A 19,449-nucleotide genomic window follows, 5' to 3' on the forward strand; every position below is an offset into this window, starting at 1 on the left:
AGTTTTCCCCTTTTCTTATTTTATCCATCTAAATAAGTATTTTATAAAATCTGCAATAGGTTTTGCAGGAGATGGGATCTTAACATCAAGTGATAATAAAATTGCTACTACAAATGAGGTAATGCATAAAATTAAAGCGACATAAAAATCTCTTTTTATATTATTTTTATATAGTTCGATTAAGTCAAAGAAGACTATCACAATATAAGAAAAAATTACTATTGCTATCATATTAGTCCCCCATCTCGATTGGAGTATTTGTAGTTGCACTGTTTTTTATTTTAATATCTGATTTTACACTTACCTTTAAGTTTTTAAACTTATTAGGCCAGTCATCTTTAATACTGTTCCATACATTAGGCATATCCTTTTCAATTTTTTCCCCAAATCCGAAAACATCCGCATCATACTCTTGTTGCAGTCTTTTTATTACTCCCTCAACATTATTTTGAAGCATTATATTTGCCCTTTCTTCTATTTCTTTTCTTACCTCTTCAGAGGAGAATTGTTCGAAGTATTCAATTTCAGCTAAAGCTACTTTAGTTTTTATAAGAATTTGTATCTCTACTTCATTATTTGATAGTATTGGTTTAACTTTAGATTTGTTTTTAAATATTTCTAAAGATATTGAACGAGCTTCATCTTCAGGAGTTCTCCCTAGGGTTAAAATTCCTCCTTTTACCTTATCATTAGCAAATAATAAGTATTGAGAGCTTTCTCCGCTAATTGTTGCTATTAATTTATCAGCTTTAAATATGGCTGTTCCATCAACGTAAGGAGTGGCTTCTTTACCTTTACCTTTTAATTGAACAGTGGGAAGTATAGCATTTCTTCCTTCTTGTTTCAAATCGGAAATATAATCCCATAAATCGATTAGAGGAGCAGTAGATACGCTATTTTCATTTTTCAGAGTACTTGCTAGCTCAAAAGACACAATTGCTTTTGTAAATGCATGGGCAAATAATATTTCTTTTGCAGTTTTCTCTTTTGATACGCATACATAGATATCTGTTCTAGTTTCAGCATCACGTACATACCAATCTATAATCTTAGCTAAGCCTTCTCTAGCAATAGTTTCACTTAAAATCATTACCTGTGCATGACTCCAATATGCACGTTTGCCGGAAATAGTTATTAATTTTCTTGCAATCTCAAACATGGTATCCCCAGAAATAGTAATTGTTTTTGGTTCAGTTTTTATTTCTTTACCTGATTTAATATCTACAAATTCTGTAGTGACTTCAATTTTGTTGGTTTCAGGATTTTTATCAATGGCAATACCAGAAACTACTATCAGTGATTCAATTTCTCTATAATTCCAGCAGCCAGAGAGAGTGGAGGTAAATAAAAATATAGAAAGTAGTAAAGCAAGTAATTTAAAGGATTTAATTTTTACCACCCCTTTTCTTTTTATGCTTTATTGAAATGAAAAATGGATGTACTGTTGAATACCACCAAGGAGTTCTAACAATTACGTCTTTAATATACTCTGGCTTTATTGATCCAATAGTTAGCATATAAGGTACGCCAAAGGATTTTATACTCATCAAATGTATAATTAGCCCTAAAAGAGTGAAAATATATCCATATATCCCTAAAAAGGCTGATGACAATAAAAAAATAGCTCTTAGTAGTACGGTAGCAGCACTATTTTTAATATTTAGGAGACCAGTTATTCCAGTTAAAGCAACAACTATAACAATAGGAGCGCTTACTAATCTTGCATCAACAGCCGCTTGCCCCAATACTAATGCCCCAACAATACTAGTTGTTTGACCAATAGCGGAAGGAAGTCTTGTACCAGTCTCCCTTAGTATTTCAAATACTAGGAGCATTAGGATACATTCTACAACTGTAGGAGATGGTATACTTTCCCTAGAAGAGTAAATACTCAAAAGTAAGGGAGTAGGTATCATTTCTTGGTTATAAGTAACAAAGGATAAATATATTGCTGGTACGCTCACAGTTAAAAAGGCTGCAATTATTCTAAGTATCCTATTAAAAGACATATATATATAGTTATTATAATAATCTTCATTTACTTGGAAATATTCGATAAATAAAAATGGAATTGTTAATGCAAATGGAGTACCATCAACTAAGATAGCAATTCGTCCTTCTAGTAGTTTACCAGCTACAGTATCAGGTCTTTCTGTACTACCAACAGTTTCAAAAGGAGAAATACGAGCATCGTTTAAAAATTCCTGAATATATTGGGAATCTAAGATGCTATCAAGATCTATTTTACTTAATCTAGAGTTTAATTCATCCAAAATTTCTTTTGGAGCAATTCCATCTATATAACAAATACAGGCCTTTGTATGAGTTTCTGTTCCAAATTTTCTAAATTCAAATTTAAGACTAGGATTCTGAATTTTTCTTCTAAGCATAGATAAATTAACAACTAATGACTCTCCAAAACCTTCTCTTGGCCCTCTAACAACTTTTTCTGTATCGGGTTCTGATATTGGCCTTTTTTCCCAATCCCTCGAAGATATTACAAGTGCATCACTATATCCATCTAAAAGAAGGGCAGTATCTCCAATAAGGATTGCTTCTAGAATTTTATCAAGTTCATTTGTTTTTTTTATGGCGTTAGAAAAGATTACTTTAGTTTCAAGTAAATCTACAAAATTTGCATTACTATCAGGTTCATTAAGTTTTAAGAATGGCTTTATAATACTTTCACTTAAATAATCACTATTAATCATACCTTGTATAAAAAATAAGCAGCCCTTCAACTTGCTATTGGAGTAATTCTCTATTCGCCTAGTAATCAATGTATCATCATTCTGAAATATTCCTTTAATTAGTGTAATATTATTATCTAAAGATTTATCAAGTATCCTATTGTCAGTAAGTAAGGATTCATTAGAGGATTTACTCTTTTTGGAGTTTTTCACCATACCACCTCCTTAAATTTGTATATAGTTAGTTTGTAAAACTTTAAGATTAATATACATATAAAAAAGACTTATACAATTTGCTATATAAGTCTTGTGAATTTATTTATTATTATATTTTCTCAGATAGATTAGTAAGAACTTGAGAAGAAACATTTAATTCTTCTATAGATGCAGCAATTTCTTCAAGAGTTGCTACTTGATCTTGAAAAATGTTATTTGATTCAGTTACCCTGCCATTTATTGCAGTAACTGTTTCATTTATGCTTTTTAAAACCGTATCTATTTTTCGTATAGATTCACTAGTAGAAGATGAGAGCTTCCTAATTTCAGTAGCTACCACTGCGAATCCCCTACCAAGTTCTCCAGCCCTTGATGCTTCAATAGCAGCATTTAATCCTAACATGTTTGTTTGATTTGAAATTCCTTGTATGAATTTTAAGATATCATCTGTATCCTTTGATGAGGCATCAGCTTCTTGAACCATTTGAGAAATATCAGTGTTCATATTCACCACATCCTGAACTCCAGTTGAAAGAGTACTAACTGCTTGCGATATTTGACTTAAAGAGGATGAAAGTGTTTTTGCAAGAGAAACGACTTCATTCTTTTTGGCTAAGCTTCTACCTATAAGAAGACATCCAACAACTTCATTGCTTTCATTTTTTATTGGGATTGCATAAGATCTAAAAGCAACCCCATATACTTCTTTAGGTACATCTTTTACAAGAGTTTGTCCAGAACTAATTGCGTCATAAGCGCCACCACTATTTGGTATCTTGTCTCCCACGGTGATTCGTAAGTCTAGTGTAGGTGAACTTTGATATTTTAAATATGTAGTAGTGTCTGTAATTCCAAGTGCAACATCATCATCAAACATACTTGGTAAGTATGGGAGAAGTAGATTGAAGGAATTTAGTATTTCATTGTCAGAGATTGGATTATTCATGAATTTCCTCCTAAAAATATGTATTAAAATATAAGGGTGGAGTAAAAAATTTACTTCACCCAAAAAATCTTCTTAATAATTTTCTTCTAAAATTCTAAAATACTTTTGGTCATGTAAGCAAGCAGGGCATTTAAGCGGAGCTTTCTTTCCTTCATATATGAATCCGCAATTACTACACTTCCATAACACTGCCTCATCTTTTTCAAATACTTGGCCTTTTTCAATACTTTCAACTAATTTTCTATATCTTTTTTCATGGAAATTTTCTACTTTACTAATATTATCGTAAGCCAAAGCTACATCTTGAAAACCTTCTTTTCTTGCAATCTCAGCAAACTTAGGATATAAATCTGTCCATTCTTCATTTTCACCAGCAGCAGCAGATTTTAGGTTGTCCACTGTTTCTGTAGAAAGTGAAACTGGATATGAAGCTGTAATTTCAATTGCTTCATCTTTATAATCTTCTGCTAAAAACTTAAAGAATCTTTTAGCATGTTCTTTTTCTTGTTCTGCAGTTTCAAGAAAAATTTCGGCAATTTGAAGATATCCTTGTTTTTTTGCAACACTTGCATAATAGGTGTACCTATTTCTTGCTTGTGATTCCCCTGCAAATGATGCAAGTAGATTTTTTGCTGTTTCTGTACCTTTTAATGACATAAAATCTCCTCCTAACATTTATATAAAAATTATTGAACCTAAAATAATTATACAATAAATTCAAAATAAATACAAAAATCAACATTTGAACCAAATATGTTTATAGATTTTTGATTGAGGCCAAAATATTGTATATAATTATCTCTGGAAAGAAATATAATGACGGTGTTATATAATTAAACTAGAAGGTGTTACTAATGAAAAGAAGATTAAATAAAATACAAAAGATGCGAAGATTTATTATATTTTTATACTTAATAATTTTTATATATTTTTATATATACAAAAAACAGAAAGTGTTACCTATAGTTGCGTTAATTCTAATTATTCTATTTTATGTTAATTTCAAAAATAGAAGAATTGAGAAACTAAGAAATGCTACTTTTAATGAAATTGATATTATGTCTGGGGAAGAATTTGAAGAGTATCTTCAAGTGAAATTTAAGGATTTAGGTTACAAATGTAAATTAACCCCTAGAACTGCTGATTATGGTGCAGATCTTATACTGAAAAATTTTAAGGGGAAAAAGGTTGTTCAGGCTAAACGTTGGAAAAGTATAGTTGGAGTAGAAGCAATTCAGCAAGTTGTGGCATCAATGAGATATTATAAAGCTACAGAAGCTATGGTGGTTACTAATAGTTACTATAGTGAAAATGCAAAAAAACTAGCCAAGGTGAATAATGTATTACTTTGGGATAGAAGAGATATAGATAAGTTAATTAAAGAAAAATATGAGGGTGAATGTCCAAGTTGCGGAGGAAAACTAGTATTAAGAAAGGGACCATATGGAGAATTTTTAGGTTGTTCCAATTACCCCAAATGTACATATAAAGAAAAAATATAAATTAGGAGTGAATGATATGGAAATAAGAGTATATATAGTAGGGAAAAAAGAACCAATAACTTATACAGGAGATAGAATTGATGTATTAGACTTAGAACTAAACGGAGTTCAATATAAACAGATAAGATATTTTAGAAATGGTTTTAGTAAAAGTGAATTATTAAAAAAAGATTTAGTGAAAATTATTAAATAGTTATAAATATATAATTTAAACAGGTGGATATGTAAAAGTGTAAAAGAAAAATAGTATATAGATTTTGAGAACCATTAAAAATTCGTACTTATTGTAAGAAAATTTTAATAAATTCCTTCGTTAAATGTAGAAATAAATGTTTACAATAATATTACAGGAAGTTTTATGAGGTGAGAGGATGAAGAAAAAAATTTCTATATTAATGCTTTTTCTGTTTATATTAACGGTAATAATACCTTCAAGTTTGGTAAAGGCGGAGGAAAGTAGTGTAAAAATAAAAGCTGACTTTGGGGTTCAAGGAGTATATAAATCCTACAGAGAAATGCCAATAAACATAGAAGTTGAGAGCGAGACAAAAGACATACAAGGAGAGATACAGGTAACATATCCACTTCAAGATCAGAGGGGAGTAACTATTTCTCAAGAGATATCCTTAGCTAAAGGGGATAAAAAGAACATTGTATTAAGTATTCCAGTTGGAGAATCATTAAATAAGATAGTAGTTTCAATTTATAACAAAGGGAAAAAAGAATATGAAGAGGAATTGAAAGTTGGAAATAGTAAAAGACTTTCTCCAAACAAGCTTTTAGTTGGAACCTTAACAGAAGATCCAAATAGCTTAAGTTATATAGAGTCATTAAATATAAATATAAAAAATGTAAAAGGGTTAAGTTCAGATACAACATTGGTTAATATACCTGAGGGCTTTTTAAAAGAAAATTCAAAAGTTCTAGATGTATTTGATGTAATAGTAATAGATAATTATGATACATCAAAATTATCTAAGGGTCAGATAGATACCCTTAGGAAATGGGTTGAAGGTGGAAGAGAACTTGTTATTGGTACTGGTGTTTATGGAAAGAAAACGCTTGGTATGTTCAAAGATGATTATATAAAGATAAATAGTCAAGAATTAAAAAAGGTTGGGGAATATCAAGTAATGCCATTAACAATTGAGACATCTAAAAATATACTTGATGAGTCAGGATATTTTCAAAAGATACAAAAGGGTAATGGTAATATAATCTTTAGTTCATACAGTTTAGGTTCTGAGCCATTTAATAAATTAATTGGCAAAGATTCAATTAAGAATATAATTGATGATGTTATCCCAGCAAAGCTTTTAGAGCCAAATAGCTCAATGAGTGGAATGGATTATAGAATTCAAAACATGGTTGGAAATGTATTAGGATTAAAGCTGCCAAATACAAAGATTCTACTATTAATTCTTTTACTATATGCTTTAATAATTGGACCAGTAGGTTATTTCATATTTAAAAAGCTTAAAAAAAGTAGTTTGTTGTGGATAGGAATACCAATAGCAGCAGTTATATTTACTGTTATTATTTCTATAGTAGGTGGAACAACTAGACTAAAAAATCCTATTATGAATATCAAAAACTTCATATTAGTGGACGATCAAGGCAAGGGAAATGTTAATTCACTAGTTGGTGTCATTTTTCCTTATAAAAGTGATCTTGAAATTCAAGAGCCTGAATCATCAAAGTTAGAAACTATTATGGATAGTTTAAATTATAATAATAGAAGAAGTGGAGATTTTACTAAAAATGTTGTCCAAAAGATAAACTATGTTGATGGAAAAAGAATTTATGAAAATAAAGATATGTCACCATTTTCTCCAGCATATTTTTCTCTAAGCGGTGGAGAAAAAACTATTGGAAAGTTAAATGGTAATCTAAATTATAACGGGGGAAAAATTCAAGGGAACCTTATAAATAATTTACAATATGATTTAAACAATTCATATTTAATAACATCTTCAGGAATATATGAATTAGGTGGTATAACTAAAGGTAAATCAATGAATATCACCGATACAATGAAAAAATACAGAAATATTAATGATTTTATAAGTAATTCTGTAGCAAATTCAGCACCTATGACTGAGGCTGAAATGCAGGAGCAAACTAGAAAAAGAATTGAATTTTCAGATATTGAATATTTCCTAAATAGTTATTTAGGTATTTTTACAGGCAATTCAGTTCTAAATAAAAATTATATTATTGGATATATAGATGATAATTTTGCAGAAAATTTATCTATTAACAATAGGAAAGTAGATAAAAAAGAAAAGACATTAGTTGCTTTTCCAGTAGACTTAAGTTATGAGCACAATGGAATTGTTGAATATCCATTTGGATTGATAACTCCAGAGTTAGATGTAAAGAGTCAAGTAAATGGAGTTGATTTAGTTAACGGAGAAATATATGAAGCAGGTGAATTAGAATTAGAATATACAATCGAAGGAATGGCTAGTATGGATAAGATTTACTTCATAGAGGATCTTGCTAATAGCCGAAATGGATTAAAGTATTCAGATATAGGAAAATTTGAAATATATAATTATAAAACTTCAAAGTATGATGAATATAAGTTGAGTTCTGATAAAAAAGAATTTTCACCAGAGATGTATAGCTCAAAGAATAAAGTTAAAATTAGAGTTACGGCAGATAATACTGAAAATGGAAAAATGCCAACAGCAATTCCTCAAATAGCAGTAACGGGGAGGGCTAAATAATGTTAGTAATTAAAAACTTAGAAAAGTCTTATGGAAGATTTAAAGCTCTAAACGGACTAAATTTAGAAATTAAAAAAGGTGAAATATTCGGATTTGTTGGGCCAAATGGGGCAGGAAAGACTACAAGTATGAAGATTATATCAGGGCTATTATCTCCTGATTCAGGTGAAGTGTATATTGAAGGCATAGATGCTATTAAAGATAACAAGGTGCTTAAAGAAAAGATTGGGTATATGCCAGACTTCTTTGGGGTATATGATAATCTTACAGCACTAGAATATCTAGAGTTTTATGCATCTATATATGGAATACTTGGTGAAGAGGGAAGAAAACTTTCATTAGAACTATTAGAATTAGTGAATTTAGCAGATAAAAGAGATTCAAATGTAAATGGATTATCAAGAGGAATGAAGCAAAGATTATGCTTGGCAAGATGTTTGGTACACAATCCAGAATTATTGATTTTAGATGAACCTGCATCTGGAATGGATCCAAGAGCAAGATTTGAAATGAAAAATATTCTAAAGAATCTCAAGGACATGGGAAAGACAATATTGATATCTTCTCACATATTACCTGAACTTGCAGAGATATGTACAAATCTCGGCATTATTGAAAAGGGCAAATTAATAGTTCAAGGTACTGTTGAAGAAATAATGATAAAAATGAATCACTCTAGGCCAATTAAATTGAAGGTATTAAGTAAGGTAGAAGAAGCTATTAGTATTTTAGCTGAACTGCCTAATATAGATAAACCTATTCAAAATGAAAATGAAATTCTCTTTGGATTTAAGGGAAAAGAAAAAGAAGTACATGAAATACTAAAGCAATTAATTGACAGAGATATTGATGTTATATCTTTTACTCAAGAGAATGGAAGTTTAGAAGATGTATTTATGAGAATAACAGAAATGAGTAATGGAGGGGATTTTAATGAAAATTAATCCTGTATGGAGAAAAGAATTAGTAGTAACTATGAGAAGTATTAGATTTCCTCTTACTCTTGCAATATCTTTAGGGATAATAAGTGCATTGCTTATATTAGTTTTTGATGGAATACTCACCCAAATAAAGTTTTATGGAAACTTAACAAGTTTAGTAGGGCTATATTTTATTACAACATTAATAGAGTTCGTGATAATTGGGCTTATTGCACCAACTCTTACTGCACCTGCGATATGTGGAGAGAAGGAAAGAGGAACCTTGGACATTTTATTATCAACAAAGATGTCACCGCGTTCAATAATATTAGGAAAGCTATGGGCATCCTTAAGCAAGGTTATTTTACTTATTGTAGCATCTACTCCTATATTTGCAATAACTTTATCTTTAGGTGGTGTAAGTATAACTAATATTTTTGAAATGATACTTTTATATATTGCTACTGCAATTTTTTGTGGTAGTGTTGGATTGTTTTTCTCATCATTTTGTAAAAGTACAAAAGGTTCAATAGCATCTACTTATGTATTTTTAATAGCAATTGCTTTTGGGACTATAATAGTAACATTAATATACTATAGCTTTTTAGTAAATAAATATGCTTTGTTAGGTAAAAACTTAGATCCTGTAATACCAGCGTGGCTATATTTAAATCCAGGACTTGGATACGGATCAATTATATACAATCAATTAGGTGCAAGTGCAAATTCTATATTGCCATTTGGACAGATTGCTGGAATAGAAAAAGCATGGATTATAAATTTAATCCTAGAAGGTGTAATGACAGTAGGAATGTTATTTGCAGCAACATATATGTTAAATCCTTTGAGAAAAAGGGGAATTAAAAAATAATGGATAATAAAGAAAAACAAATTATATATTTTATAAAAAAGGCTGGAAGAAGAATTAAGATACAAATAGTATTAAATAAAGTCACTAAAGGATTATTAGTAGCATTAGTATTAAGTACTTTATTATGTTTAATATCTCTTTTCGTACCCTTTTATGAAAGTGTTTTTCTTAGCTTATTTTTCATATCAGCGAGTTTAATAGGAGGGCTAATAATAGCCCTTTTTTATTTTCCGAGTATCAAAGAGCAAGGGATAATACTTGATTCTATAGGACTAGAAGAGAGAGCATCTACAGCTCTTGAATTGATTGGAAGAGATGAAGATTATGCAATTATTCAAAGAGAAGATGCATTAGAGTGTTTAAAAAAGATTGATATTAAAAAAGGACTGCCATTAAGAGTTAATAAAAAATTATTACTAAGCATAGGAGTGTTTTTAATATTATTTATTACATTTATATTAGTGCCAACTCCAGCAAAGGGAGTTGCAAAGGATGCTCACGAGCTTGAAAAAAAGAAAAGTGAAGTAAGTAAAGTTCTGCAGGAAGAAAAGAAAAAGATAGAAGATAATAAAGAATTAAGTAAAGAGGATAAGAAAAAATTAAGCGAGATAATTGAAAAGAGTAAACTCGAAATTAATAAAGCAAATAATGAAAGTGAGCTTAAAAAGACATTAGAAAGAATTGATAAGAAATTAGAGCAGTTAGAAAAAGAAAAAGATAATAATAAAATTAAAAATCCCCTTGAAGAATTAAGAAATAGGCTGAATCCAAAGGCAGCAGAGGAGAGAAGTGTTAATAATAAAAAAGATATAGAAGCAATAAAGGATAAGTTAAATAGTAGTGAAAAAACAAAGGATTTAGCCAAAGCTATTGAGAATAGCAATGATCAGGAAGTTAGCAAAGCATTAAATAATCTTAGTAATTCCCTTAAATCAATGGGAGATTTAGAAAAAGGTGAAGTCTCCAAGGCATTAGGTGATGCTGCTAATTCGGTATCTGACGAGGATTTGAAAAATCTATTAAATAAAGCATCAGAAGAGGCAATGGCAGGAGAGATATCTTCAACTACCAAAGATCAACTAAATGATGCATTGAAAGAAGCAAAAGAAGGTGCATCCGTATCAAATTCTCAAGGAAATTCTAATGGAGAATCATCATCCCAAGGTGAAAATGGAAATGGAAATAACTCGGGAAATAATTCTGGAAATGGCCAAGGAAGTGGGCAAGGTTCAGGGGGGGCTCAAGGTAATGGAAATGGAGTAGGATGGAATAATGGTAGTAAAAACGGGCAAGAGGTAGATGCTGCTAAAGGAGACGAGGTTTATATTCCAGACAGAAATTCTGGTAATGATGAAAATTTAACTGGTCAGAAGAATAAAAGTGGCAATTCTCAAGTACAAAATTCTAGTGACGGAGTAAATGAAAGAGGAGAATCAGTTGATTTAGATAGTGTTATAGGAGATTATTCAAAAGATGCTATTGATGGTCTTGAAGGAAGTTCCATGCCAGACTATCTAAAAGATATTATAAAGGATTATTTTGAGGAACTAGGTAAATAGGAGGAGAGAGTATGGAGAGGGACAAGATACAAGAGCTTCTAGAGAAAATACAAGAATGTAAAGAGGAAATATCTAAGGGGATAATAGGTCAAAAGGATATAGTAAATGGGGTTTTAATTGGGCTTTTTTCGGGTGGAAATGTGCTATTAGAAGGGGTTCCCGGGCTAGGAAAAACTCAATTAGTTAAAACCCTTTCTAAAGTATTGAATCTTTCATTCTCAAGAATACAATTTACACCAGATTTAATGCCAGCTGATGTAGTTGGTACCAATATAATTATAAATGAAGATGGAAAAAATCAGTTTGAATTTCAGAGGGGACCAGTATTCACAAACTTACTTTTAGCAGATGAAATTAATAGAGCTACCCCAAAAACTCAGTCGGCACTATTAGAGGCTATGCAGGAAAAAACCGTAACAGTAGCAAATGAAACTTATAAACTTCAAGAGCCTTTTATGGTGCTTGCAACACAAAATCCTATTGAGATGGAAGGAACATATCCACTTCCAGAGGCACAATTAGATAGATTTCTTTTTAAACTTAAAGTTAATTTTCCTACATTAAAAGAGCTTATGGAAATAATGGATATTACAGTTACTAATAGGGACATTAGGTTGAACGAGATACTCACATTAGAGGATATAATGGAAATAAAATCTATAGTAAAGGAAGTACCAATGGCTGAAGGGGTAAAAGAATATGCTCTAAAAATCATATTAGCCACGCATCCAGAATTAGATGAATCACCTGAATACGTTAAGAAGTATATTTCAGTAGGTTCAAGTCCAAGAGGAGCTCAAGGAGTTTTTATTGCAGCGAGGGTTTTAGCTTTTATGGATGGAAGATACAATGTAAGTTTTCAAGATATTAAAGATGTTGTTTATCCAATATTAAGGCACAGAATTATATTGAATTTTGAAGGTGTTTCAGAAGGAATTACTGCTGATATGGTTATAGACAAGATTATAGAAGAAATAAAGGTTATTTAATATGAGAGAAGACTTATTTAATGAAGAATTTTTTAAACAACTTCAAAATTTGAAGTTAATCTTAAATACACCTATAAGTTCAGGCTTCACTGGTGGGAGAAGATCTAGGGAAAAAGGAGTTAGCGTAGAGTTTTCAGACTATAGAGAATACTCTCCTGGTGATGATTTTAGAAGAGTTGATTGGAATGCTTATGGAAGATTCAATAAACTTTATTTAAAACTATTTATGGAAGAAAGAGAAGCTATATTCAACATATTTATTGATACAAGTAAGTCAATGGATTATGGAGTATTTAACAAAGCAGAACTTGCCCTAAGGTTATCAGGGGCATTGAGTTACATGATATTAAATTATAATGACAGAGTTAAAATACATGAGATCTCAGAGGAAGTTAAATATGGCAAAATAAATATTTCTGGGAAACTAGGTGTTAGTAAGATATTGTGTGCATTAAAGGGTATGGAGTTTAGAGGAAAATCATCACTCATTGAAAGTGTTAAAAGAGCAGATATTTTGGGTAGAGGAGTCAGCATATTAATATCTGATTTTTATAATATGGAAACTTTGAGGGATACTTTAGTTTATTTAAGACATAAAAAACAGGAAGTTATACTAATTCAAATACTTTCGAAAGAAGAATTGGAACCATCTATAAGGGGAGATATAAAATTAAAAAATATAGAGGATATGCAGGAAAATTTAGATATAAGCATTTATGGTAAAGCTTTAAGTTTATATAAAGAAAAATTAAAAGATTTTAAAGAAGAAGTGCAAAGAATCTCTAAAAAATACGGAGTAAAGTATATATTTACATCTTCAGAAAATTCATTAGAAAAAATTATATTTAAAGAGCTTGCAATCAAAGGTGTAATTAACAGGGGATAGGAGGGATAACATGACCTTGGGAAGATTATGGCCTTTAGTATTTTCCTTAGCTTTAGTAGGAATAATTCTACTTTATATGCTTAAGCAAAAAAGAAAAAATGAAGATGTTCCATCTTTAATATTGTGGAAAGAAGTATATAGAAATATTAAGGCAAAATCCCCTTGGGAAAAGCTAAGAAAGAATATTCTAATGATATTACAACTAATAATTGTGGCATTACTTATTTTTTCTCTTCTTGAACCAATTACACTTTTAGGTGGCAAGGAGTTTAGAAATTTAATTATTGTTTTCGACATAACTGGGAGTATGAAAGCAAAGACTCAAGAAAAATCTAAATTTCAGATAGCACAAGAAGAAATGGAAAAACTAATTTCTTCCACAAAGGAAGGTGCAAATGTAACAATATTAACAAGTGGAAAATATAGCAAAGTTGAACTCTCTAATGAAAGAAATAAAAGTGTAATATTAGATAAAATTAAGGATCTATCACCAGAAGATACAACAGGGAAAATAGAAGATTCCCTCTCATTGGTTAAAAGCTTATGCAATTCTGTAGAGGGTAGTGAGGTTGTATTTTTAACGGATAAGGATTTTTCACTTGAAGGAATAAATGGGAGTATTATTAATTTATCCTCAAAGGGTAATAATGCATCAGTGGATTTAGTTAGTTATAAGGAAACTGATAAGGGATTATCAGTGATTTCAAAGATTACAAATAGGGGAACTTACGAGTATAAAGGTGATTTCTCATTGTATGGAGATGATAAATTATTAGCAGTAAAAGAGATAGATCTTTCTAAGAATGAAAGTAAGGTGCTAACTTTTGAATTAGAAAGTAAGAATGTAAGCATTTTAAAAGGGGAATTATCTGAAAAGGATGCAATATTAGAAGATAACACTTATTACACATTTGTAAGAAGGGAAGAAAATCAAAAAGTTTTATTGTTATCAGAGAAAAATTTATTTATAGAAAAAGCATTGAAGACAGTTAAAGGAATCGAGGTATCAAAGGTAGATTCGCTTCAGAATTATAACCCAAAGGATGAATATGATATATATATATTTGATGGAATAATTCCGGATAAACTGCCGGAGAAAGGAAATATAATATTTATTAATGCTCCTTCAAATGAGTATTTTAAAGTTTCTAAGGAAGTAGAAGGCGGAAATGGAAATGCAAAAGCAGATACTCCATTAACGGATAAAATTAAGAACTTAAAGTTTGGGGTAAAGAGTATAAATGAGATACAGAAGGAAGGATATTTAAAAGGATTTTTATCTATAAAGGATAGAGAAGCAGCCTTTTATGGAGAAAAAGATGGAAGAAAGTTAATAGCTATTCCCTTTAAGTTAAATGATAGTGATATTGTTCTTAAACCAGAGTTCCCTATCATGATTCATAATTTTATTAACTTTTTAAGCTTAGGGGGAATATTAAGTTCAGGAGAATTTTCTTCTGGGGAAAGTGTTCCTTTAAATCCTAATATTGATGGAGGAGATATTAAAATAATAAATCCTGAAGGAAAAGAGAAAAGTATGCCAATTAGATTTCCTATGAAAGAGTTTGATGAAACCAATAAAGTTGGTATATATAAAGTTACTCAGGATATTAAAGGTGAGAAGAAAGAGGAAAGGTTTGGAGTTAATTTTCCTTCAAGTGAGGAATCTGATGTAACAGAAGGTGGAAGTGAAAAGGGAGATAATAAAGAATTTAAAGTTAGAGGAGGAAGAAATCTAACTGAATATATAGTTATACTTTCTTTAATTGTTCTAATGATGGAATGGTTTATTTATACCAAAAAGAAATAGGAGGTGAAAGAGTGTCAATTGAAGTATTAAGACCTATTTATCTAATATTAATTCCTATACTTATGATATTTATTATTTATTTAGGCAAAAGCATAATTGAAGATAAGAAAAGAAAAAGATTAATTATTATCATAAGATGTATTATTGCTATACTTTTAACTCTTTCGCTGGTAAATGTTACGGTGAATAAAATAACAAAAGACACCTCAACAATATTCTTACTAGATTTATCTCATTCCAATGAGGAGTTTAAAGAAACCGGACAAGATTTTATTAAAAAAACTCTAAAAGAAATGGGAACTAGCGACTATGCAGGAGTAGTGGTGTTTGGACAAGATGCAAAGGTTGAAAAATTTGTATCAAAGAGCAAGACAATTAACACTATAGAAAGTAAGCCAATAGCTTCAGCAACGAATATTGAAAATGCAATTAATACTGGAATATCACTTTTCCCATCAGATAAAGCAAAAAGATTTGTATTAATTACAGATGGAGAAGAGAATATAGGAAAGCTAGAAAAAACGATTCCTTCTTTAAATGAACAAAATATTGATATGAAAGTATATAAGGTGGAAAAAAGCTTCAAAAAAGAAGTTTATGTGGATAATTTAAAATTACCTGACAAAATAAATATTGGAGATGAATTTTCAATAGGAGTTGGAATTTATTCTAATATACAAACAAAAACAAAGGTATATCTATATGAGGGGAGCACATTAAAAGCTCAAAGTGAAGTTTCCATTACCAAAGGAATGAATAACTTTACCTTTAAGGACATACAAAAATCAGGAGGAGTTAAGAATTACAAGGTAGTAATTGATCCTGCTGAGGATACAGAAGTTAAAAATAATGAATATATTGGATATACAAATGTTTTAACAAAAGAAAGAATATTTATAGCTGAAGGGAAAAAAGGACAAGGAGACAATATTGCAAATATCCTATCTTCACTTGGATATTCTTACGATAGGGGAAGTGGTAAAGAGCTTCCTAATGCATTAAAGGATATGTTAGCCTATAAGGGAATTATATCAGTGGACGTTCATGGAGAGGATTTCCCAAAAGGATTTAAAGATTCACTAGATAGTTATGTTAAGGAATATGGTGGAGCATTTATTGCTACAGGAGGTGAGGACTCCTATGCATTAGGTGAGTATACCAATACTCCTTTAGAAAAAGTACTTCCTGTAAATATGGACATGAGAGGGAAAAAAGAGATACCCAAGATGAGTATTGCACTAGTAATTGATCATTCAGGAAGTATGGGAGGAGGAACTGGAGAGGTTTCTAAATTAACCTTGGCAAAAGAAGCTGCTCAAAAAGCAGCCGATACATTGAGAGAAAATGATGAAATTGGAGTAATAGCATTTGATCAAAGTTATTCTTGGATTGTTAAGGGGGAAAAAGGAAGTAATAAAGAAGTTGTTAAAGATAAGATTGGTCAGATACAGGTAAATGGAGGAACAAGTATTTATCCAGCCCTTAAAGAAGCATACGAATATGTAAAAAAATCTGATGCAAAGATAAAACATATAATTTTACTTACTGATGGTCAAGATGGTTTTAGGCAATATGATGATATTATAAGCGGTCTAGGGGAAAATAATATAACATTATCTACAGTATCTGTAGGAGAAGATGCTGATACAAAGTTATTACAATCGCTAGCAGAGTCTGGAAAAGGAAGAAGTTATCATACTGATATTTATACAGATTTGCCAAGGATATTTGCAAAAGAAATTTTTATGGCTTCAAAAGCATACCTAAATAATAGGGAATTCACACCTAAGCTTGTAAATTCACATGAGATTTTAGATGGAGTTATAAGCGACGGGAAGATTCCTAATCTGCTAGGATACATTGGTACCTCACCAAAGGAGAATGCTACAGTAGTTTTTAATTCTGATGAGGATGATCCTATATTAGCACTTTGGCAATATGGTCTTGGAAGAAGTATTGCCTGGACTTCAGATGTAACAGGAAGATGGGATGCTAATTATACTAATTGGAACGGATATAAGAAGCTATGGGGAAATATCTTAAATTGGTCATTAGAGGATTACACTAGCGGGGAAAGTAACTTAAATATTTCTGTGCAAGGAAATGAAGCTCATATCGAGTATAAATCAAATTCCATTAAGGATAATACTAAATTAAGTGGAATATATACTAAAAGTGATGGTTCACAAGGGGATTTCAACTTAGATATTAAAGCACCAGGAGTCTATGAGAAGAATATTTCACTAGATGAGAGCAGCTTTTATTCAGTAAGTGTTAGAGAAGAAAACGACGGTAAGATTACATCAGTAAAAAATGGAGTAATAGCCTTACAATATTCATTAGAGTATAAGCTTATGGGAGATACAGGAGCATTAGATTCTCTTGTAGAAGGTACAAATGGTAAGTTTATTAAATCACCTAAGGAAATATTTAATGGCGAAATAAAGAAGGTTAAAGGTGGAATAAATCTTTCTTTGCCTCTTACAATACTAGCATTAATATTATTAATGTTTGAAATAGCTTATAGAAGATTAGATTTTAATATAACTTTACCTCAATTCTTTAAAAGAATTGATTTTAAGAAAAAAGCAAAAAAAGCTTCACCAAAGAAAGAGAGAAACTTAGTAGAAAGTAAAGTAGAATTTACCCCTAAGGTTACAGAGAATAGTCAAGTTCCAAAAGAAAAAGTTAAAAAAGATAGAGAAAAGCAAAATGAAAAGGCAAAACTAAATACTGAATTATTATTAAAGAAAAAGAAAGATAGAAGTAATGAATAAAATCTCCATAAAAGAAAAAGATAAACATAGTAAATTGGAGGTGAATTTATGGCAAAGAAAGACCAAGAATCTTCATGGAATAGCAAAAGATTTAAGGAACCAAAAAAGAATACAGTAACACCTGTACCGGAAATTCAAGGTAAAGAGAAGACTAAAGAATAATGAGTAGTGTGTTTGGATGTAATCACCAAACACACTACTTTTTCGTGAATTATAATTAACAATACTTTCATAAAATCTTATTAGTATTTACATATTTCGAATTATGTAAAGTGATATAATTTAATAAATAGATAATTTTACTTATATTAAGGCGAGGTGATTGTATTGGATGTTAACAGTGTTATGAACAATTATACCATGTCCTCCTTATGGAAAAGTATTAATCCAAATTCAAATACTGTATCAGCTACAGTTCCATTAATTGAAAATGTTGATTCAAGTGTTAATAATAACTATCTAAAAAATAATTATTTCGGTGGAACAACAGATTCGGAATTGACGAGTATTTATAAGCAAGTTGAACCTGATTATGGTATTCCTTTGGTATATAGTAAATCGGGTGATTTAAGTATTCCAAATGATGTGGCACCAAATACAAATGGTGTATCCATAGAAGATTCAAATATACTAGCTCTTCTTCAAAGCAATTCATCTAATGGAGATCCTATAGATACAAATATTTTGGGACAATATGAATCAATAGAAAATGGTACATATAAAAATTCTGTTTCAAGTATACTAAATACAAACCCTTATGATATGTATAGCAGTGTGGATACCCTTACTTCAGGAACATCAGATAATTCAGGCAACTACATAAATTCTAACGTATAACATATTTCAATAAGTAACTAAGATATAAGAAAGATTTTCTCGTATTTTAGTTACTTTTTTCTTAATTATGTCAAAAATAAATGAATGTATAAATTATCATGATATAATACATAGGTATATTAAAATAAATGGAGGCAATAACAATGGGATTAAGCGCTGATAATATTATAATAGCCTTGGTAGCTATCGTATTTTTATTTTTGGCAATAAAATTTATAAGAGGAGTAATAAAAGGAATTATAGTAGTATTATTGATATTAACCTTAGGTGTAAGTGCTTATAATATTTTTATTACAAAAAAATCTATAGGCTACGAAGTAAACAGATATAAGACAGATTATTTATATTTTAAGAGCATTAGCTCAATTTCCTCTCATGCAATAGAAAATATAGATGCTATTAAAGAAGGAAAAAACATTAAAGAAAATACTGATGAACTTATAATACTTAAAAATCATGCAGAGACATTAGAACATAGTAGTGAAATAAATGGAATACATAATAACTATATTAGGGGACTAGATACGGTGATTGTTGCAGCAAAAGGATATAAAACTGCTAATGAAGCTAAAGAGCAAGCAGATAAGTTACAAGAGGCTTCAAACTCACTGAATATAAGTTTGAAGGATATATTAAGTGGACAATAGAAACGTTGAAGAAGTTAAAATTATGGAAATGACAGTTTTATTAATTTTTGAAATTTGATATAATTTT

General features: G+C 30.1%; 17 protein-coding genes. 12 read left to right on the forward strand and 5 right to left on the reverse strand.

Annotated features, from left to right (window positions below):
- Positions 1 to 15: 15 nt before the first annotated feature.
- From PTZ02_RS01280 to rbr, 5 genes are all read right to left on the reverse strand, one after another.
- Entirely contained in the window at positions 16 to 231 is a 216-nt protein-coding gene (locus tag PTZ02_RS01280; RefSeq protein WP_274226020.1) for a hypothetical protein, read from the reverse strand.
- A gap of 1 nt (position 232) precedes the next feature.
- Positions 233 to 1,399 carry a Ger(x)C family spore germination protein gene (locus PTZ02_RS01285; RefSeq protein WP_274226021.1) on the reverse strand — a complete coding sequence of 389 codons (1,167 nt, stop codon included), beginning with the start codon at positions 1,397 to 1,399 and terminating at the stop codon, positions 233 to 235.
- Positions 1,386 to 2,906 (reverse strand): spore germination protein, encoded by a 1,521-nt coding sequence (locus PTZ02_RS01290; RefSeq protein ID WP_274226022.1) that lies wholly within the window; start codon positions 2,904 to 2,906, stop codon positions 1,386 to 1,388. Before PTZ02_RS01290 ends, PTZ02_RS01285 begins: the two co-directional genes overlap by 14 nt.
- A gap of 109 nt (positions 2,907 to 3,015) precedes the next feature.
- A complete protein-coding gene (locus tag PTZ02_RS01295; RefSeq protein WP_274226023.1) occupies positions 3,016 to 3,852 on the reverse strand; it encodes a methyl-accepting chemotaxis protein in 837 nt (278 codons plus the stop codon).
- Between the two features lie 72 nt (positions 3,853 to 3,924).
- Positions 3,925 to 4,509, reverse strand: coding sequence for a rubrerythrin (gene rbr, locus PTZ02_RS01300; protein WP_238882423.1), 585 nt, complete (start codon positions 4,507 to 4,509; stop codon positions 3,925 to 3,927).
- Positions 4,510 to 4,706: 197 nt separating this feature from the next.
- Here rbr and PTZ02_RS01305 point away from each other — a divergent pair, with 197 nt between their 5' ends.
- From PTZ02_RS01305 to PTZ02_RS01360, 12 genes are all read left to right on the forward strand, one after another.
- Positions 4,707 to 5,354, forward strand: a complete 648-nt coding sequence (locus tag PTZ02_RS01305; RefSeq protein WP_274226024.1) for a restriction endonuclease — start codon at positions 4,707 to 4,709, stop codon at positions 5,352 to 5,354.
- A gap of 16 nt (positions 5,355 to 5,370) precedes the next feature.
- A complete protein-coding gene (locus tag PTZ02_RS01310) occupies positions 5,371 to 5,547 on the forward strand; it encodes a hypothetical protein (RefSeq protein WP_274226025.1) in 177 nt (58 codons plus the stop codon).
- Between the two features lie 178 nt (positions 5,548 to 5,725).
- Entirely contained in the window at positions 5,726 to 8,086 is a 2,361-nt protein-coding gene (locus PTZ02_RS01315) for a hypothetical protein (RefSeq protein ID WP_274226026.1), read from the forward strand.
- Positions 8,086 to 9,030: an ABC transporter ATP-binding protein gene (locus PTZ02_RS01320; protein ID WP_274226027.1), complete on the forward strand. Its 945-nt coding sequence runs from the start codon at positions 8,086 to 8,088 to the stop codon at positions 9,028 to 9,030. Before PTZ02_RS01315 ends, PTZ02_RS01320 begins: the two co-directional genes overlap by 1 nt.
- Positions 9,020 to 9,877: an ABC transporter permease gene (locus tag PTZ02_RS01325; protein ID WP_274226028.1), complete on the forward strand. Its 858-nt coding sequence runs from the start codon at positions 9,020 to 9,022 to the stop codon at positions 9,875 to 9,877. The genes PTZ02_RS01320 and PTZ02_RS01325 overlap by 11 nt, the downstream gene beginning before the upstream one ends.
- Positions 9,877 to 11,436: a hypothetical protein gene (locus PTZ02_RS01330; RefSeq protein ID WP_274226029.1), complete on the forward strand. Its 1,560-nt coding sequence runs from the start codon at positions 9,877 to 9,879 to the stop codon at positions 11,434 to 11,436. The genes PTZ02_RS01325 and PTZ02_RS01330 overlap by 1 nt, the downstream gene beginning before the upstream one ends.
- A gap of 11 nt (positions 11,437 to 11,447) precedes the next feature.
- Complete coding sequence (locus tag PTZ02_RS01335; protein ID WP_274226030.1) at positions 11,448 to 12,425, forward strand: AAA family ATPase; 978 nt, start codon at positions 11,448 to 11,450, stop codon at positions 12,423 to 12,425.
- A 1-nt stretch (position 12,426) separates the two neighbouring features.
- On the forward strand, positions 12,427 to 13,311 hold the full coding sequence (locus tag PTZ02_RS01340) for a DUF58 domain-containing protein (protein WP_274226031.1): 885 nt from the start codon (positions 12,427 to 12,429) through the stop codon (positions 13,309 to 13,311).
- A gap of 10 nt (positions 13,312 to 13,321) precedes the next feature.
- Complete coding sequence (locus tag PTZ02_RS01345) at positions 13,322 to 15,121, forward strand: vWA domain-containing protein (RefSeq protein WP_274226032.1); 1,800 nt, start codon at positions 13,322 to 13,324, stop codon at positions 15,119 to 15,121.
- A gap of 11 nt (positions 15,122 to 15,132) precedes the next feature.
- Positions 15,133 to 17,898 (forward strand): VWA domain-containing protein, encoded by a 2,766-nt coding sequence (locus PTZ02_RS01350; RefSeq protein WP_274226033.1) that lies wholly within the window; start codon positions 15,133 to 15,135, stop codon positions 17,896 to 17,898.
- Between the two features lie 327 nt (positions 17,899 to 18,225).
- Positions 18,226 to 18,735: a hypothetical protein gene (locus tag PTZ02_RS01355; protein WP_274226034.1), complete on the forward strand. Its 510-nt coding sequence runs from the start codon at positions 18,226 to 18,228 to the stop codon at positions 18,733 to 18,735.
- Positions 18,736 to 18,878: 143 nt separating this feature from the next.
- On the forward strand, positions 18,879 to 19,382 hold the full coding sequence (locus PTZ02_RS01360; protein WP_274226035.1) for a hypothetical protein: 504 nt from the start codon (positions 18,879 to 18,881) through the stop codon (positions 19,380 to 19,382).
- Positions 19,383 to 19,449: the final 67 nt, after the last annotated feature.

This window comes from Clostridium sp. 'White wine YQ', assembly GCF_028728205.1.
GTDB lineage: Bacteria > Bacillota > Clostridia > Clostridiales > Clostridiaceae > Clostridium_T.

Bases quoted from the DNA above. Each gene is read 5' to 3' on its own strand.
- PTZ02_RS01280 (WP_274226020.1), bottom strand. From the start codon at position 231: ATGATAGCAATAGTAATTTTTTCTTATATTGTGATAGTCTTCTTTGAC.
- PTZ02_RS01290 (WP_274226022.1), bottom strand. From the start codon at position 2,906: ATGGTGAAAAACTCCAAAAAGAGTAAATCCTCTAATGAATCCTTACTT.
- PTZ02_RS01295 (WP_274226023.1), bottom strand. From the start codon at position 3,852: ATGAATAATCCAATCTCTGACAATGAAATACTAAATTCCTTCAATCTA.
- rbr (WP_238882423.1), bottom strand. From the start codon at position 4,509: ATGTCATTAAAAGGTACAGAAACAGCAAAAAATCTACTTGCATCATTT.
- PTZ02_RS01305 (WP_274226024.1), top strand. From the start codon at position 4,707: ATGAAAAGAAGATTAAATAAAATACAAAAGATGCGAAGATTTATTATA.
- PTZ02_RS01310 (WP_274226025.1), top strand. From the start codon at position 5,371: ATGGAAATAAGAGTATATATAGTAGGGAAAAAAGAACCAATAACTTAT.
- PTZ02_RS01315 (WP_274226026.1), top strand. From the start codon at position 5,726: ATGAAGAAAAAAATTTCTATATTAATGCTTTTTCTGTTTATATTAACG.
- PTZ02_RS01320 (WP_274226027.1), top strand. From the start codon at position 8,086: ATGTTAGTAATTAAAAACTTAGAAAAGTCTTATGGAAGATTTAAAGCT.
- PTZ02_RS01325 (WP_274226028.1), top strand. From the start codon at position 9,020: ATGAAAATTAATCCTGTATGGAGAAAAGAATTAGTAGTAACTATGAGA.
- PTZ02_RS01330 (WP_274226029.1), top strand. From the start codon at position 9,877: ATGGATAATAAAGAAAAACAAATTATATATTTTATAAAAAAGGCTGGA.
- PTZ02_RS01335 (WP_274226030.1), top strand. From the start codon at position 11,448: ATGGAGAGGGACAAGATACAAGAGCTTCTAGAGAAAATACAAGAATGT.
- PTZ02_RS01340 (WP_274226031.1), top strand. From the start codon at position 12,427: ATGAGAGAAGACTTATTTAATGAAGAATTTTTTAAACAACTTCAAAAT.
- PTZ02_RS01345 (WP_274226032.1), top strand. From the start codon at position 13,322: ATGACCTTGGGAAGATTATGGCCTTTAGTATTTTCCTTAGCTTTAGTA.
- PTZ02_RS01360 (WP_274226035.1), top strand. From the start codon at position 18,879: ATGGGATTAAGCGCTGATAATATTATAATAGCCTTGGTAGCTATCGTA.